Genomic DNA, 15,543 nt, shown 5'->3' with positions numbered 1-15,543 from the left:
CAGAAGGAATGGTGGTGGTCCAGCTTGTCGGCCAGCCAGAGCTTGATCAGCGACTGACGGGTCACCCCCAGCCGCTGGGCCTCCAGACAATCCCTAAGAGGAGGATGGCTCCCCCTTTATTCTCCCTCGCCCGCTTGCGGGAGAGGGCCGGGGTGAGGGCCTTTGCGTCGGCAAACCAGTTGCTTGGCGCGCCGACGCGCGCAGCCCTCACCCGTCTCGGCTTCGCCTCGCCACCCTTTCCCGCAAGCGGGAGAGGGGCTTTAGGCAAATGCTCCTTCACCCGATTGCCCAGGATTATTCCCTACGGCTTTGCCTTCTCCGTTCCCTTGCGGGCGTCGGTGGAACTGCCGTCGTCGAAGATGTTGAACAGCTTGCGCAGGAATCCGGGCGTCAGGGCCGACAGCGGATTGACCAGCACGCTGGGATCGCTGGTCGGGCCCTTCATGGAGTAGTTGAAGGCGATGACGCCGCCGCCCTTGTCGCCGCCGGTGATCAGCCAGCCCAGCACCGGGATGTTGCCCAGCACGCTGTTGAGCACATAGGCGGGCACCACGGTGCCTTCCAGCGCCATTTGCGAACGGTCCAGATCGACGCTGCCCTTGGCGGTCAGGCCGAGCGCCGGTCCCCAGGCGCGGCCGTCATGCAGGACCAGCAATCCGTCGGCCAGGGTGAACGGCGCTTCCAGTGACGAGAAGCTGACGCCCTCGCCCTGCAGCACGTCGACGATGCCGGTCATGGCCACCACCGTCAGCAGGCGCGCCAGGGCGGGCGCATTGCGGACGTGATAATCGGAAATCCTGGCGGTGCCGATGAAGGGCTGCTCCTTCCTGGCATCGTCGATATGGCCGTCGACCGTCAATTCGCCGCCGCTCAGATCCTCGTAGACGTCGAAGGCCCGCAGCACCGCCCCGGCGTCGTTGGAGAGGACGGAGAAGGTGCGCCGCTTCGACCCGCCGGGCTGCACCATGGCGGTAAAAGTCTTGCCGCCGCCGACCGTGCCCTTCAGGGAGACGTGCTGCCATTCCTCGGAATCGCGTTGCAGATTGGCGCTGGCATTGCTCAGCGCCCCTTTGTCCGATACCCACATGGTTTTCGCGCTGGCGGCGACGGTCATGGGCGGCGGCTTGTCCTGCTTCTCGCCGCGCTTTTGCGATTCGTCGCGGGTAATGGTGGGCTGGGCGTCGAAGCTGGCGCCCTTGAAGACGATGTCGAGGCCGCCCTTGTCGGGGCGGATGCCGATGGTTCCCTCGCCATTGGTGCGGCCATAGGCCAGTTTGGAGAATTCCACCCGGCGGACGCGGCCATCGGCGCCGAAAGCCGCCGAGCCGCGCACATCCATGTCGCCGGTCTTGACCTCGAAACCGGGGACCGAAGCGACCAGCTTCTTGTCCAGCTTGACGGTGACATCGGCAGTTCCCGGCTTGCCCTCCGGCTTGGTCCAGCCCAGCCCCGGCAATTGCATGTGGGACGCCGCCAGATCCACCTTGGCCTCGATCTCGCCCTTGCCGCCGTCGGAGAAGGTGGCGGTCACCTCGCCGCCCACCGGACCGGCCACGAAAGGGGCGACGAAAGGCACGCCGTCCAGGCCCAGCAGCTTGCGCTGATCCTCGCTGACCGCAGGCGCCTTCAAGTGATAGCGCGAGCGGAACGGCTGGCCCTTTGAGAAATTCTCGCGCCACGCCAGGGTGCCGGGGATGGTGGCCAGAACCACCGGGCCGGTGGCGTCGAGGCCCTTGGCGTCCACTTCCAGATTGAGCACGCCGTCGCTGAGGTCGAGGCCCATCATGACCCTGGGGATGACCACATTGCGGACGGTGGCGTTGGCCTTGATGCCGACGTCGTCGAGCCGCAGGGTCTTGAGCAACGGGAACTTCAGGCGCACCTTGGCGACGGCGTCGCCGCTCACATTGGCGGGCTCGATGCCCAGCGCCTGGGCATAGCGTAGCGGCGGATTGTCGATCAGCCGCAGCGCGTCGGTGGCGGGCCCCGCGATCACCAATTCGATATCGGCGAACTGGTCGTCCTTGTCGAGGCCAGTGAAGACGATGGCGCCTTCCTTGAGCCGGAGCCCATAGACCTCGCCGCCCTTCAGCGCGATGCGGAAACTGTTGGTGTTGAAGGTGCAGTCGCCGATGGTGTTCCGCGCCACCGGCATGGGATGCAGATAATCGACGGTGACGCCTTCCGGATGGACCTCGCCCGCCAGATGGTCGATGGCCACATCGTCGAACCGGCCCGAGGCCGAACGCATGGACAAGGTGATGGTGGCTTCGCGGACCACGCCCTTGCTGAGATTGGGCACCACCCAATCGCGGGCGTTCTGAGCCAGCCCTTCCGGCCACAGATCGCGCACCTGATCCACCGGAGTATCGCGAATGGCGCCTTCGGCCTTGACGACGGTCTCGCCGCCCAGGCCATCGGCCACCAGCGCCAGGGTGAGATTAGGACCACCCAGGTCGATGCGAAGCTCGTGAAGATCCAGCCGGGTCATGCCCTTGGTCAATTCGCCGCGCAGCGCGGCCGAGGTCACGGCATGGCGGGCAGAGAACGGCGCGGGAAGGTCCAGGGTTCCGACCCCGCCGGACAGATCGAAGCTCAGACGCTCGACCACGCCGTCGCCGCCCATCCGGCCCGAGATGGACCCCGACAGCGGCATGTCGATAATCGCCAGTTGCGCCAGCGCGCCGCCGAACCGCGCCAACACCGCCGGGCGAACGCCTCCCAGGCGCAGATTGGCATCCACCGCGCCGCTCGCCTTGCCATAGGCGGCGTCGAGGATGACTTCGCCCTTTTCACCGGACAGATCCAGCGCCGCCTTGCCCTTGGCCGCGACGCCCCCATCCACCCTGCGAATCACCAGATCGACGGCAGGCGCATGCCACGTACCCCCCAGGGCGCGGTCGTCCACCATGAGATCGGCGCCCTGGACGGTGAGGCTCTGCAAGGCGCGGCCGGGCTTGGCGGGATCGGGAGCGCCCAGCATGGCATCCTTGATGGCCGCCACCACCGCCCCGGCATCGGTGGGTGTCTCGTCAGCGGATTGAGCCCCCCCGCCTATACCCCATTGCAGACTGCCGTCTTGGCCGCGCACCAGCCGGACCTGGGCGCCGTGCAGGCGGATGGAATGAGGGGCGACGGCGCCGTGCAAGAGGGCGCGGCCGCTCAGCGATAATCCCATATCGGGGACCGAGGCGATGGGCTGGTCGCCGCCCGCCACATAGGCGCGGACATTGGAGGCATGGATTTCCAGCATGCGTTCGCCGCCGCCCATGGCCAGCACGGTGGTGTCGAGCTTGACCCGCAGCGACCCGTCCTTGGCGGTCAGGCCCTGCTCGATATAGGGGGTCAGGAAATCCAGCGTGATGGGGCCAGAGGACAGCCGCCAGACGAACGCGGGCACCGCGATCAACAGAACTGCCAGGACAGCCCCAATAAATTGGAAGAGACTCCTAACAGCGCCGTGAACCACTCGCACCACACTCCATCACCGCTTGACCCCGGATGTCCTCTTCCGCAGTGTGAAGCAACCACAACCCATGGGGCCGCACAAGGTGAGTTTTCCGCTAGACGAAGCTTTCTTCCCGACTGTTGCCGCGCCGTCCCGGACCGCCGTCGGTCTGCAACGGTGGCAAGAGGCCGCCGACGGCGTCGACGACGTCCAACTGGCAGCCTTCATGCGGGGCCTGCCCGCCCAACCCGGCATCGGAAGATTGCTGGACGGCGTCTTCGCCAACAGCCCCTTCCTGACCCTGTGCCTGGAAAAGGAACCGGCGTTCCTGCGCCAATGCCTCGCCCTCGGCCCCGATGCCGCCCTGGACGGACTGATCCGCGATCTGACCACGGAATTTGCCGGGGAAACCGATCTCGGCCGCCTGATGACCGGGCTGCGCACCGCCAAGCGGCGCTGCTCGCTACTGGCCGCCCTGGCCGATCTGGGCGGCGCCTGGGCCTTGGAGAAGGTCACCGGCTCGCTATCCGTGATGGCCGAGACCGCCATTCGTCTCGGCTTGCGCTTCCTGCTGCGGCGCGAGGCCGAGCGCGGCAACCTGACCCTGGCCCATCCCGACGACCCCGAACGCGGGTCGGGAATCATCGTGCTGGGCATGGGCAAGCTGGGCGCGGGCGAGCTGAACTATTCCAGCGACATCGACCTGATCGTCTTCTACGACCATGAAAAGCTGGTCTATACCGGCCGCAAGAGCGTCCAGGAATGCGTCATCGCCCTGACCAAGGATCTGGTGCGCATCCTGGACGAGCGCACCGCCGACGGCTATGTCTTCCGCACCGATCTGCGCCTGCGGCCCGATCCCGGCTCGACGCCGCCCGCCGTGGCGCTGGTGGCGGCGGAGGCCTATTACGAGGGCTTCGGCCAGAACTGGGAGCGCGCCGCCATGATCAAGGCGCGCCTGGTGGCGGGCGATGCCGAGACCGGCGCGGCCTTCCTGAAGTTCCTGCGGCCCTTCATCTGGCGCAAGTCGCTGGATTTCGCCGCCATCCAGGACATCCATTCCATCAAGCGCCAGATCAACGCCCATAAGGGCAGCCGCTCCATCGCGGTGGCCGGCCACAACGTCAAGCTGGGACGCGGCGGCATCCGCGAGATCGAGTTCTTCGCCCAGACCCAGCAGTTGATCTGGGGCGGCCGCCAATTGGAAATGCGGGTCTCGGGAACCCTGGCGGCGCTGAACGCCCTGGCCGAGGCGGGCCACGTCACCCCCCAGGTCCGCGACGACATGACCAAGGCCTATCACTATCTGCGCAAGCTGGAACACCGGCTGCAGATGGTCGACGACAAGCAGACCCAGACCATGCCCTCCAACCCGGAGCAATTGGCCGAGATCGCCGCCTTCATGGGATATGACGGTTTCGAGTCCTTCGCCGCCGATCTGACCTTTCACCTGCAGACGGTGGAGGGCCACTACGCCCATCTGTTCGAGGACGCCCCCGCTTTGGGCGCGGGCGGCAATCTGGTGTTCACCGGCGGCGAGAACGACCCGGAAACGGTGCAGACCATCACCGGCATGGGATTCGGCAATGCCGAGGCGGTGTGTTCCACCATTCGCGGCTGGCACCACGGACGGGTGCGGGCCACCCGCTCCACCCGCGCCCGCGAGCTGCTGACCGAACTGACCCCCACCCTGTTGACGGCGTTGGGAACCACCGCCTCGCCCGATGACGCCTTCATGCGCTTCGACGAATTCCTCGGCCGCCTGCCCGCCGGGGTGCCGCTGTTCTCGCTGTTCCACGCCAATCCGTCGCTGCTGGAGCTGGTGGCCGAGATCATGGGTGACGCGCCGCTGCTGGCCGAGCATCTGGCGCGCCGCCCCACCACCCTGGATTCGGTGCTGCAGGCGAAATTCTTCGAGCCGCTGCCGCCCCCCGCCGCGTTGGAGGCCGATCTGGACAAGGCGCTGTCCCAGGCCGACGACTTCCAGCAGATGCTGGACATCTCGCGGGCCTGGACCAACGACCGCAAGTTCCAGGTGGGGGTGCTGACCCTGCGCAGCGTCATCGAGGCCCACGACTCCGCCCGCGCCCTGTCCGACATCGCCGGAGCGGTGCTGGCCCGGCTGGGGCCGAGGGTCGAGGACGAATTCGCCCGCGCCCATGGCCGCGTTCCCGGCGGGGCCTGGGTGATCCTGGCCATGGGCAAGGCGGGCGGCCGCGAGATGTCGGCCACCTCGGACCTGGACCTGATCCTGATCTATGACGCGCCGCCCGAGGCGGAGGAATCGGACGGGGCACGCCCGCTGGCCGCCCCCACCTGGTTCGCCCGCCTGACCCAACGCATGGTCACCGCCCTGATCGCCAAGACCGGCGAGGGCACCTTATACGAGGTGGACCTGCGCCTTCGGCCGTCGGGCAACAAGGGCCCCATCGCCACCAGCCTGGAAGCCTTCACCCGCTATTACGACGAGGCCGCCTGGACCTGGGAACACATGGCCCTGACCCGCGCCCGGGTCGCGGCGGGCGATCCCACCCTGGCCGCCAAGGTCGAGGCTATCATCGCCCAGGTGCTGACCCGCAGGCGCGATCAGGCCAAATTGCTGAGCGACGTGGCCGAGATGCGCGAGCGCATGGCCAAGGAACACAAGGCGGCCAGCCATTGGGAGGTCAAGCATCTGCGCGGCGGGCTGGTGGATATCGAATTCACCGCCCAATACCTCCAACTGGCCCATGCCGCCGACCACCCCACCATCCTTAGCCCCAACACCGCCCAGGCGCTGGAAAACGCTTGCGCCTGCGGCGTGCTGGACCGCTCGGACCGCGCCGCCCTGATCGAGGCCTTGCGGCTGTGGCTGGCGATCCAGACCGTGCTGCGCCAGACCATCGCTGGGGCCTTCGACGAAGCCACCGCGCCGCGCGGCCTGAAGGACGTTCTGGTCCGCGCCGCCGGACTCACCGATTTCAAGACCCTGACCGATCGCATGGACGATTGCGCCAAGGACGCCCATGACGTCTTCACCCGGCTGGTCGCCCAGCCTGACGGAAATGCCTGAGACGCCGAGTGACTCAAGCGGATGGGCCGTCGCCCCATGCGACATGACGTGGACTGTTCGGTTCCGGAGACCTTGATCATGCTACCAGAAGCAAAGCGTCCCGGCTCGGTTGCCGACGATATCATCCAAACCATGCTGTCCGGCTTCCATTCGACAGCGGAGAAAAAATGCGGAAAAGCCCTAAGGTCCGACCCTGACAACCTTCATCTCAAATTCCTGTTGGCCGTAACGCGCACCTCGCAGAAAAATTGGACCGGCGCCGTTACGGTGTTGCAAGAGCTTCTATCGCGAGCCCCCCATCACGCGGATTCCCTTTTCTGCCTGGCCAAGGCCCAGGTCGAACTTGGCCGAATATCAGAGGCCCTCGATAATTTCCGAGCCGGTCTCAGCATCAAACCGGATATGGCAAATGCGCTGGCCGTTTCGAACATTCTGTTCGACCTTGGGCGCGTTACGGACGGCGTCGAGGTCTTGCGTTGGGCGGTTGATCGCTTTCCCGAATCCGCGGACGTTCATTCGGCTTTGATCTCGCGTCAGCTTCTTTGTCCGGATCTCTCGAATGAGACCATGTCCACGGAAATCGAGCGATGGCGACAACGCCATGGCGCCACGCGGTCCAATGGCATCCGACTGACCAACCAACGAGATCCCGAGCGTAAGTTGAAGGTCGGTTATGTTTCCAGCAGCCTGGGATACTACGCGCCATTCGGCCTATGGCTCCAGATGCTGCCGATTCTAGAGCATCACGATCCCCAGGCTGTCGAGATCTCGCTTTACGGTGATGCCCGCTTCAACCAAGCCGAACTGGGACCAGTCTGGCCGCTGGTAAAATCCTGCCGCGATCTGCAAGGGCTGAGCGATGAAGAGGCCGCGAGACTGATTCGAGACGATCAGATCGACATCCTGGTCTGCCTGATCGGCCATACCGGAGGTGATCGTATTGGCATCTTCACTTATCGGGCAGCACCAATCCAGATCAACTACGACGGATTGTGTAGCAGCGGCGTCGATGACATGGATTATTGGCTCGGCGATCCCGTCGCCACCCCGGAGGCAAGCAGCGAAAAGTTTGGCGAATCCATTCTCCGACTTCCCCATCTTTTCTGCTTCGGCCCCATCACCGACGCGCCTCCCGTATCCCCGCCACCACATACACACAATGGCGGCCAAATCGTTTTCGGCAACTTCAATCTTGCCTCCAAGATCAGCCCGCAGTGCGTCAACGCCATGGCCGCTATACTGAAGCAAACCCAAGACTCAATCTTAGTCCTCAAATCCCGCGACAAGGGTTACATCCATGACGCTGCCCGCAAGGCCATCATCGACCAATTCATCGGCGAAGGGATTTTGGAGAGCCGCTTGAAATTCCTGCCCCCGGCACCGTCACAAGCCGAACATCTGGCCCAATACTCGAAAATCGACATAGCTCTGGACAGCTTTCCCTATAGCGGTTGTCTCACCACTTTCGACGCCCTTTGGATGGGTGTCCCTGTCATCGCATTAGGGGATGGAGATCGCTTCATCTCCCGCATGTCCAAGATGCTGCTGCATTCGGCAAACTTGGATCATTTGGTGGCGGGCGACCGCAATGACTATATTGCCAAGGCGGTCGCACTTGCCCAGGCCCCATCCAGATTGGCGGACTACCGTACTTCGCTTCGCGGCACCGTTACGGCGTCTCCTCTCTGTGATATCAAGGCGTTCACCAAAAGCTTGGAAGCCGCCTATCGCCAAATATGGCAAATATGGTGCAGCAACCCTGTGCAACCGGCCTCAGCCGAACTCAGCGAGGAACCCGCATGACCACCAAACCCGCTCCCGACTTTTCCATGGATTGCGACGACGGCAAGACCTGCCTCGCCGATTACCAGGGCAAGCTGCTGGTGCTGTATTTCTATCCCAAGGACGATACCTCGGGCTGCACCAGCCAGGCCAAGGCCTTCCGCGATTCCATGGCCGAGTACAAGGCCGCCGGGGTGGAAATCCTGGGCGTCTCCAAGGACTCGGTGGCCAGCCACGCCAAGTTCCGCGCCAAGCACGAACTGCCCTTCCGCCTGGGCTCGGACCCGGACGGCGCCGTCTGCGAGGCCTATGGCGTGTGGAAGAAGAAAAGCATGTATGGCCGCGAATACATGGGCATCGAACGCTCCACCTTCCTGATCGACAAGAGCGGCGCCATCGCCAGGGAATGGCGCAAGGTCAAGGTCACCGGCCATGCCGCCGAGGTTCTGGCGGCGGCCAAGGCGTTGTGACGACCGTGACTACGGTCGCGCGTCTCGTCCCGCGAAAGCCCAGCCGCCGGAGGCGGCGCCCGGCGACTGAGGGCGTTTCATCATGACCACAACCCTCACCGAGGCCGCCTGCCGCGTCCTTCTTGCCGCCGACCCGGCCGAGAAATGCCGCCTCACGCGGGACTTCGCCGAGGATTGGCGGGCGGGACGGATCAGCGAATTGGGCGCGACCAGGCCGCCCGATCGCCCGGCGCGCCCCGAGCGGCCGCAATTGCTGCCGTTCAAGGAAATGCCCAGGCGTTCCTATGGCGGCGACAGGGGCCGCGTCAGCCTGATTCACGCCCTGGCCCATATCGAGCTCAATGCCATCGACCTGGGCTGGGACATCGTGGCGCGCTTCGTCGGCCAGGATTTACCCAGGGAATTCCACGACGACTGGGTGCGGGTCGCGGTGGACGAGGCGCGGCATTTCGAGATGCTGGAAGACTTGCTGGCGAGCCTCGGCGCGCGCTATGGCGACCTTCCCGCCCATGACGGGCTGTGGCAGGCCGCCGAGAAGACCGCCGACGACCTGATGGCCCGCCTCGCCGTGGTCCCCATGACCCTGGAAGCGCGCGGCCTCGACACCACGCCCGCCACCATGGACAAGCTTTCCCGCAACGGCGATACGCTGACGCCACCGGTGCTCGACGTCATCTACAACGACGAAATCCACCATGTGGCCGCCGGAGTGCGCTGGTTCTCCTTCCTGGCGGAACGGCGCGGAGAGGACGGCGAGGCCGCCTTCCACGCCACCATGGCCAAGCACTATCCCGCCGGACTGAAAGCCCCCTTCAACCACCAAGCCCGCGCCATGGCCGGATATCCTCGCGACTGGTACGAGAAGCTGGCGCGCTAGGGACCGGACCTACTTCAGGCACCCAAGATTAGCCGAAATGGGCTGGGCTGTTTTGGACGCCGATTGACAGCCAAGGCCACCTTCGCCTTAATTGCCGACGTGTGGATCCGTCGGGTACGCTTCGTCATCGTGCCTCCTGATCTCGTGGTTTCATTGCCGCTGTCAGGCAGAACATCCACTTGGCGCCTGTCCGAATTTCCCCGGCGATCCCTGGATTCCGCTTGATCAGGGACAAAGGTCTCGCGGCTCCACAAACTAGAGTTCTCGGTGCGCTGCTGTGAATATCGGGATAATGGGCCGATGGTGATTCAAGAAGTGACCCGACCGGTCAATCCCCTGGATCAGGCGATTGCCGCGCTGATACAGGCCCCGTTCGAGGAGCGCCTGGAGCCGTTGCGTCATGCCTTGCCTCCATCCCTGGTTCAGTCACTGGACGCCTTGGCGGGCGGGCGGGCCGATGCCTTGATGCTGGATGCCTTGGCGGGCGGCCTAGCCGATATCGGACTGAGCGCCGCCGCTGTCGCCGCTTACGGAATCGCCGCCGCTGCCTGCCCGCCAGGGGAGTTGGATCTGTTCTGTGCCGAGGTGATGGATCGGCTGGCAAGCATGGAAAGCAGGCTGGGTCTGGCCTGGAGCGCCCAGGCCGACCGGCGGGTCGCACGGAGGCTACGGGGAGAGATCGATCCTGACGAAGAGTGTCCGGCGCTGGAGAGCGCCGGTTTTCACGTCGTCGACGCCTGGAACCAGCCCGAGCCCTATGCCCGCCTCTTGGAAGAACATGGCGCGGATCAGTTGCGTAACGATCCCCTGCGCGATCCCTTTCGGGCCAAGGGAAACTTCTTCGCCGCCGCAGACAGCCCGGTCCCGAGGCAGAAGCAGGATTTTTCCTTCTTCGTCTGCGCCGAATCCGGCAATCCCGTCTTGCAGGTGGAATGTGATGTGGACGGACGGCGTCACTTGGGTTGCCGCGAAACCGCAATCCGGCCGGTGGCGATCGGGGGATGGGGAGCATCGCCCCAGGCCGAGGATTTGGCCATGCGTCAAGTCCATCTGGCCGCCGCCTGGGCGGGTTGCCACAGCCTTCTGTTCGAACTTGGCGCACTGGAGGAGGCTTCGGCCACCCAGCTCGCATATCTGCGACGATTCTCCTCCGGCGCCCGTAGCATGGCCGAGGCATGGGTCGATCTGAGCCGTGAGGGCGAGGCCATCTCCGGCGACTATCGCACCAATCACCGCCGCGGCATTCGCTGGGGAGAGAGAAACCTGGAGATCCATCGTCGAATGGCGACGGATGTCGAGGCGCTGGACGCCTATTTCGATCTGTACCGGCAGGCGGGGCGACTGGCGCCGCTCGGCCGCGACACGCTGATACGCCAATTGGAGGCGGGCTGGCTCAGCCTTTTTCTCGCCACCTGGAACGGGGAGGAGGTCAGCCTTCTGCTGACCTCCCACCACGGCTCCACCAGCTATTACTCCTGCGGGGTCAGCAGGCCGGGTTTGGGGGTTCCTCTGTCTCACGCCCTGATGCATCGGGCCATTCTCGACGCCAAGGCCATGGGGCAGAGCCGGTTCCACTTCGGGGACATCTACACCGAGTCCTTCGGCTCCGACAAAATGCGGAGTATCGCCCAGTTCAAGATCGGATTTACCGGCCGGGTGATCCCTAAGCTGTGGTTCACTCTGCCGACTCGGCCCTCGCCGTAAGCCACCCCCGTTCCACTTCCAACGTCCCGGCCACTTCAGTCAGGCCGAGGGCGTCATCGAATTCACCCAAGGCGAGCAGACCAGCATCGTGGCGAGATTCAGAACGGCGGCTTGCGGGTGGGCTTGCCCTCGGCGTCGCGATAGGGAAACAGCCCCACCGTGATGCTCTGCGTCATATGGGCCGCCTTGGCCATGGCTTGCTGCGCCAGCATGGGGGTCAGGGTCTCGTCGGCCGCCTGCTTGAAGGTCTTCAGCCACAGGTCGAAATGCACTGGTTCGATAGGCAGGCGCATGTGCGAGGCGAAGACATTGCCGCGATAGCGCTCGGTGCCCAACAGATGGCGCGACCAGAAGTCGGCGACGATGGCCATGTGTTCCGGATAATTGGGGATGGCGGCATCGAACAGCGGCCCCAGCACCGGGTCGGCCCGGCCAAGCTCGTAGAAACGGGCCACCAGATTGACGATGCGGGCTTCGGACTCGGAATTCGAGGTCGGCACGGCGACGCCGATGGAAACAGGTCTTTTGGCTTCGCTCACAGGACTCTCCTGGCGAACGGGTCTTGGCGGCGGAACCAAGACCCTAGAACGAAGCCAGTGCCTTTGCCAGTGCCTTGAACGGCAACAGCACGCAGTCGTGACGGCTTTTATGCGGCCGCACCGCCAGGAACGGCTCCAACCCGGCCAGGGCGGGCGCGTCACCGCCCTTGAGCATGGCGCGGACCTGGTCGGCCAGGGCGGCCGCCTGCGCCACCGGAAGCCCCGGCGCCTGTTCGGCGGCGACGGTGGCCGCCGCCTTGCACAGCAGGCACCCCTTGGTGACATGGCCCAGCGCGACGATGCGGCCGTCGGCGGTGGTCACGTCCAGGGTGACCTTGTCGCCGCACAGCGGATTGTCCAGGGTCGAACTGGCGTCCGGCACGGCAAGCCGCTCGGAGCCCTTGGCGGCCAGATCCTTGATGGCCTGCTGGTAAAGCTCGCTCATCCCAGCACCTGGATCGCTTCCGCCAGACCGGCCAGCAGGGCGTCGATGTCGGATCTGTCGTTATAGGGCGCCAGACTGGCCCGCACACAGCCCTCGTCCAGCCCCAGCGCCGTCATCAGGCGGCGGGCGCAATGGGCGCCGCCGCGCACCGCGACGCCGCGTTCGGCCAGCACATGGGACAGGTCATGGGGATGGCAGCCCGCCACCGTGAAGGACACCACCGGAACGCGCGCGGCAAGGTCGGTCGGCCCCACCACCCGGACGCCGGGGATCTCTGCCAGACCGGCCAGCAGGCGTGCCGTCAGTTCCATCTCCTCGGCCCGTATCTCGGCCCAGTCCAGCCGTCCCATCCAGTCCAGGGCGGCGGCCAGCCCCACCGCCTGGGCGACGGGCGGGGTGCCCGCCTCGAAACGGTGGGGCGCTTCCAGAAATTCGATGCCGTCGTCGTCCAGCGCGGCCACCATGCCGCCGCCCCAGGTCACCGGCGGCAGATCGGCAAGGATCTCCTTGCGCCCCCACAACACGCCCACGCCGGTCGGTCCATAGGCCTTATGCCCGGCGAAGGCGTAGAGATCGGCGCCGAGCGCGCGCGGATCGACCGGCCCGTGCGGCACCATCTGGGCGCCGTCCACCACCAGCACGGCGCCTGCTCCATGGGCGGCCTCGGCCAGCCGGGGAATGTCGCTGACCGCCCCGGTGACGTTGGAGGCATGGGTCACCGCCACCACCTTGCAGCGCCCATCGATCATGGACAGATCGGCGAGGTCCAGCCGCCCGTCGGGGCCGACCGGAAGGACGGCGACCGCGAATCCCTTGCGCTTGGCCAGCATCAGCCAGGGCAGCAGGTTGGAATGGTGCTCGGCCGCCGAGACCACCACCCGGTCGCCCGGCCCCAAGCCCTCGGCCAGGGCGGCGGCGGCCAGATTCAGCGCCAGGGTGCAGCCGCCGGTGAACACCACCTCGTCGGCCTGAGCGGACAGGAATGCCGCCACCGACTGCCTTGCCGCGTCATAGGCGGCATCGGCGCGCCGCGCCATCTCGTGGACGCCCCGGCGGATATTGGCCCGCGCCGTGCGGTCATGACTGGCGACCGCTTCCACCACCAGACCGGGGGTCTGGGCCATGGCGGCATTGTCGAGATAGTGAAATCCAGCCCGTGCCAGGACCGGAATGATCGAGCGGATGGACTGGGTCATGCCCCTGCCTCCAAGATTCGTAAGTCTTCGGGGGTATCCACGTCCACCAGCACGGCGCGGTCCATGTCCAGTTCCACCACCGCATCCGCATGCCGCGCCATCAGGCCGCGAGCACCCTTGTCGCCGGTCAAGCCGACGATTTCGGGAAAGAAGCTTCGCCCCAGCAGCACCGGATTACCCCTACGGCCCGCGCAGATGGGAACCACGATGCCCCTGGGATCGAAAGCCGCCGCCAGTGCCGCCACATGCCCGGCGGTCACCAGCGGCATGTCGGCCAGCAACACCACCACCGCCTGGGCATCGGCGGGCAGGCTTTCGACGCCGAGGACCAGGGACGACGCCATGCCGCGTCCGGGATCGGGATTGCGGATCACCTGTACCGTCGGGGGCAAGCCATCCAGCGCGTCCGGCCCCGTCACCACCATGACCGGGTCAAGACCGGCGCCCTGGGCCGCCTGGATCGCCAGCAGCACCATGGGCACGCCGCCCACCGGCAGCAGCCGCTTGTCGCGTCCCATGCGGGAGGCGGCACCCGCCGCCAGCACCAGACCGGCGATCTTGGTCATCCGCAGCGCTCCACCGCCCGCGCCGCCATCACCCCGATCAGATGGGCGCGGTATTCGGCGGTCGCGTGCAGATCGCGGTTGAGGTCATCGGACGGAACGCTTAACCCGGCCAAGGCCTTGCCGCTAAACTCTCGGCCGAGCGCCCGTTCGAAGTCCGGCAGACGGAAGACGCAGGCCCCCGCCCCCGTCACCGCCACCCGAACCCCCGACGCCGTTTCGGCGACGAAGACGCCCACCACCGGATAGCCCGAGGCGGGATTGCGCAGCTTGGCGTAGCCAGCGCGGCTGGGCAGCGGATATGAGACCTCGACGATCAACTCGCCGGGCTCCAGCGCCGTCTCGAACATCCCGAGAAAAAAGTCGTCGGCGGCGATCTCGCGCCGGTCGGTGCGGATGGTGGCGCCCAGCCCGAGCACGGCGGCGGCAGGATCGCCCGCCGGATCGTTGTTGGCCAGCGAACCGCCCAATGTGCCCATGTTGCGCACCTGCAAGTCACCGATGGACCCCGCCAACTCCGCCAAGGCCGGAATATCGGTCAGCACCGCCATCTCGGCATGGGTCACCGAGGCTCCGACCACCACCGCGTCGCCCTGGCGGCGGACGGCGCGCAACTCGGGCAGGCGGGCCACGTCGATCAGCAAGGAAGGCTGGGCCAGACGCAGCTTCAGCGCCCCCAGCAGGCTTTGCCCGCCCGCAAGATAGCGGGGCTCTCCTTCCGCCCCATGGGCGGCGACCGCCTCGGCGGCGTTGGCGGGGCGGATGAAATCGAACGGCATCATGACGCGGCTCCGGTTCTGGCGCGGATGCCGTCGCCCACCGCCTCGACGATGGGGCGATAACCGGTGCAGCGGCACAGATTTCCCGCCAGCCCCTGGCGGATGGCCTCCTCGTCGGGCCGGTCGAGATGCTCCACCAGATCCAGCGCCGTCATCACCATGCCCGGCGTGCAAAAGCCGCATTGCAGGGCATGGCGGTCGCGGAAGGCTTCTTGCACCGGATGCAATGTCTCACCCGACGCGACGCCCTCGATGGTCAGCACTTGGCGGCCCTCGGCCTGCACCGCCAGGATCAGGCAGGACTTCACGGCGCGGCCGTCGAGATGGACGGTGCAGGCGCCGCACTGGCCGGTATCGCAGCCCACATGGCTGCCGGTCAGGCCCAGATGGTCCCGCAGCAAGGTGACCAGCAGGGTGCGGGGCTCGACCTCTGCCTCCACCGGCTTGCCGTTGATCGTCAGCGATAGATGCATCTGCCCCTCTCCCGGTCCCATCTTGTGAAAGTGATGCGCATCCGGGCAATGGTCAATGGCCGCGAGCGGCGCTATGATCATTCACCTCTCGGCTCGTCATCCCCGCGCAGGCGGGGATCCATGGTGGAACGGAATCGATGCGAACCATCCAATGCAAGTCTGCCGGACGCATGGATTCCCGCCTGCGCGGGAATGACGAAGGATATTGTGGTCCG

The 15,543-nt window shown here is 65.9% G+C and carries 12 protein-coding genes; 5 read left to right on the top strand and 7 right to left on the bottom strand.

From position 1 onward, the window contains the following. Positions 1–301: 301 nt before the first annotated feature. Entirely contained in the window at positions 302–3,400 is a 3,099-nt protein-coding gene (locus CU669_RS09405; protein ID WP_239988639.1) for a YhdP family protein, read from the bottom strand. Positions 3,401–3,536: 136 nt separating this feature from the next. Here CU669_RS09405 and CU669_RS09400 point away from each other — a divergent pair, with 136 nt between their 5' ends. The 5 genes from CU669_RS09400 (at position 3,537) to CU669_RS09380 (ending at position 11,333) form a co-directional block, all read left to right on the top strand. Continuing rightward, the gene (locus CU669_RS09400; RefSeq protein WP_112144012.1) at positions 3,537–6,500 is read left to right on the top strand and encodes a bifunctional [glutamine synthetase] adenylyltransferase/[glutamine synthetase]-adenylyl-L-tyrosine phosphorylase; all 2,964 of its coding nucleotides are present in this window, start codon (positions 3,537–3,539) and stop codon (positions 6,498–6,500) included. A 36-nt stretch (positions 6,501–6,536) separates the two neighbouring features. Then, positions 6,537–8,303, top strand: coding sequence for an O-linked N-acetylglucosamine transferase, SPINDLY family protein (locus CU669_RS09395; protein WP_161539630.1), 1,767 nt, complete (start codon positions 6,537–6,539; stop codon positions 8,301–8,303). Then, a complete protein-coding gene (gene bcp, locus CU669_RS09390) occupies positions 8,300–8,752 on the top strand; it encodes a thioredoxin-dependent thiol peroxidase (RefSeq protein ID WP_112144008.1) in 453 nt (150 codons plus the stop codon). Before CU669_RS09395 ends, bcp begins: the two co-directional genes overlap by 4 nt. Positions 8,753–8,834: 82 nt before the next feature. Next, on the top strand, positions 8,835–9,629 hold the full coding sequence (locus CU669_RS09385) for a ferritin-like domain-containing protein (protein WP_112144006.1): 795 nt from the start codon (positions 8,835–8,837) through the stop codon (positions 9,627–9,629). A 300-nt stretch (positions 9,630–9,929) separates the two neighbouring features. Further along, positions 9,930–11,333, top strand: coding sequence for a GNAT family N-acetyltransferase (locus CU669_RS09380; protein WP_112144004.1), 1,404 nt, complete (start codon positions 9,930–9,932; stop codon positions 11,331–11,333). 98 nt (positions 11,334–11,431) lie between these two features. Here CU669_RS09380 and CU669_RS09375 read toward each other — a convergent pair whose 3' ends face one another. Genes CU669_RS09375 through CU669_RS09350 form a run of 6 tightly spaced genes read right to left on the bottom strand, consistent with a single transcriptional unit; the run spans position 11,432 to position 15,328 of the window. Then, the gene (locus CU669_RS09375; protein WP_205119411.1) at positions 11,432–11,872 is read right to left on the bottom strand and encodes a group III truncated hemoglobin; all 441 of its coding nucleotides are present in this window, start codon (positions 11,870–11,872) and stop codon (positions 11,432–11,434) included. A gap of 43 nt (positions 11,873–11,915) precedes the next feature. Then, positions 11,916–12,317 carry an iron-sulfur cluster assembly scaffold protein gene (locus CU669_RS09370; RefSeq protein WP_112144002.1) on the bottom strand — a complete coding sequence of 134 codons (402 nt, stop codon included), beginning with the start codon at positions 12,315–12,317 and terminating at the stop codon, positions 11,916–11,918. Beyond that, positions 12,314–13,513: an aminotransferase class V-fold PLP-dependent enzyme gene (locus tag CU669_RS09365; RefSeq protein WP_112144000.1), complete on the bottom strand. Its 1,200-nt coding sequence runs from the start codon at positions 13,511–13,513 to the stop codon at positions 12,314–12,316. The genes CU669_RS09370 and CU669_RS09365 overlap by 4 nt, the downstream gene beginning before the upstream one ends. Then, entirely contained in the window at positions 13,510–14,079 is a 570-nt protein-coding gene (locus CU669_RS09360) for a nucleotidyltransferase family protein (RefSeq protein WP_112143998.1), read from the bottom strand. Before CU669_RS09360 ends, CU669_RS09365 begins: the two co-directional genes overlap by 4 nt. After that, positions 14,076–14,858 (bottom strand): FAD binding domain-containing protein, encoded by a 783-nt coding sequence (locus CU669_RS09355; protein WP_112143996.1) that lies wholly within the window; start codon positions 14,856–14,858, stop codon positions 14,076–14,078. Before CU669_RS09355 ends, CU669_RS09360 begins: the two co-directional genes overlap by 4 nt. Then, complete coding sequence (locus tag CU669_RS09350) at positions 14,855–15,328, bottom strand: (2Fe-2S)-binding protein (protein WP_112143994.1); 474 nt, start codon at positions 15,326–15,328, stop codon at positions 14,855–14,857. The genes CU669_RS09355 and CU669_RS09350 overlap by 4 nt, the downstream gene beginning before the upstream one ends. Positions 15,329–15,543 lie beyond the last annotated feature (215 nt).

Origin of the sequence: Paramagnetospirillum kuznetsovii, assembly GCF_003284725.1 — a bacterium.
Classification (GTDB): domain Bacteria; phylum Pseudomonadota; class Alphaproteobacteria; order Rhodospirillales; family Magnetospirillaceae; genus Phaeospirillum; species Phaeospirillum kuznetsovii.
This window is presented reverse-complemented; position numbering and strand designations above follow the sequence as displayed.

Excerpts from the sequence above, each read along its gene's own strand:
- CU669_RS09400 (WP_112144012.1), top strand. The coding sequence starts at position 3,537 with ATGGGGCCGCACAAGGTGAGTTTTCCGCTAGACGAAGCTTTCTTCCCG.
- CU669_RS09395 (WP_161539630.1), top strand. The coding sequence starts at position 6,537 with ATGCGACATGACGTGGACTGTTCGGTTCCGGAGACCTTGATCATGCTA.
- bcp (WP_112144008.1), top strand. The coding sequence starts at position 8,300 with ATGACCACCAAACCCGCTCCCGACTTTTCCATGGATTGCGACGACGGC.
- CU669_RS09385 (WP_112144006.1), top strand. The coding sequence starts at position 8,835 with ATGACCACAACCCTCACCGAGGCCGCCTGCCGCGTCCTTCTTGCCGCC.
- CU669_RS09380 (WP_112144004.1), top strand. The coding sequence starts at position 9,930 with ATGGTGATTCAAGAAGTGACCCGACCGGTCAATCCCCTGGATCAGGCG.
- CU669_RS09370 (WP_112144002.1), bottom strand. The coding sequence starts at position 12,317 with ATGAGCGAGCTTTACCAGCAGGCCATCAAGGATCTGGCCGCCAAGGGC.
- CU669_RS09365 (WP_112144000.1), bottom strand. The coding sequence starts at position 13,513 with ATGACCCAGTCCATCCGCTCGATCATTCCGGTCCTGGCACGGGCTGGA.
- CU669_RS09360 (WP_112143998.1), bottom strand. The coding sequence starts at position 14,079 with ATGACCAAGATCGCCGGTCTGGTGCTGGCGGCGGGTGCCGCCTCCCGC.
- CU669_RS09355 (WP_112143996.1), bottom strand. The coding sequence starts at position 14,858 with ATGATGCCGTTCGATTTCATCCGCCCCGCCAACGCCGCCGAGGCGGTC.
- CU669_RS09350 (WP_112143994.1), bottom strand. The coding sequence starts at position 15,328 with ATGCATCTATCGCTGACGATCAACGGCAAGCCGGTGGAGGCAGAGGTC.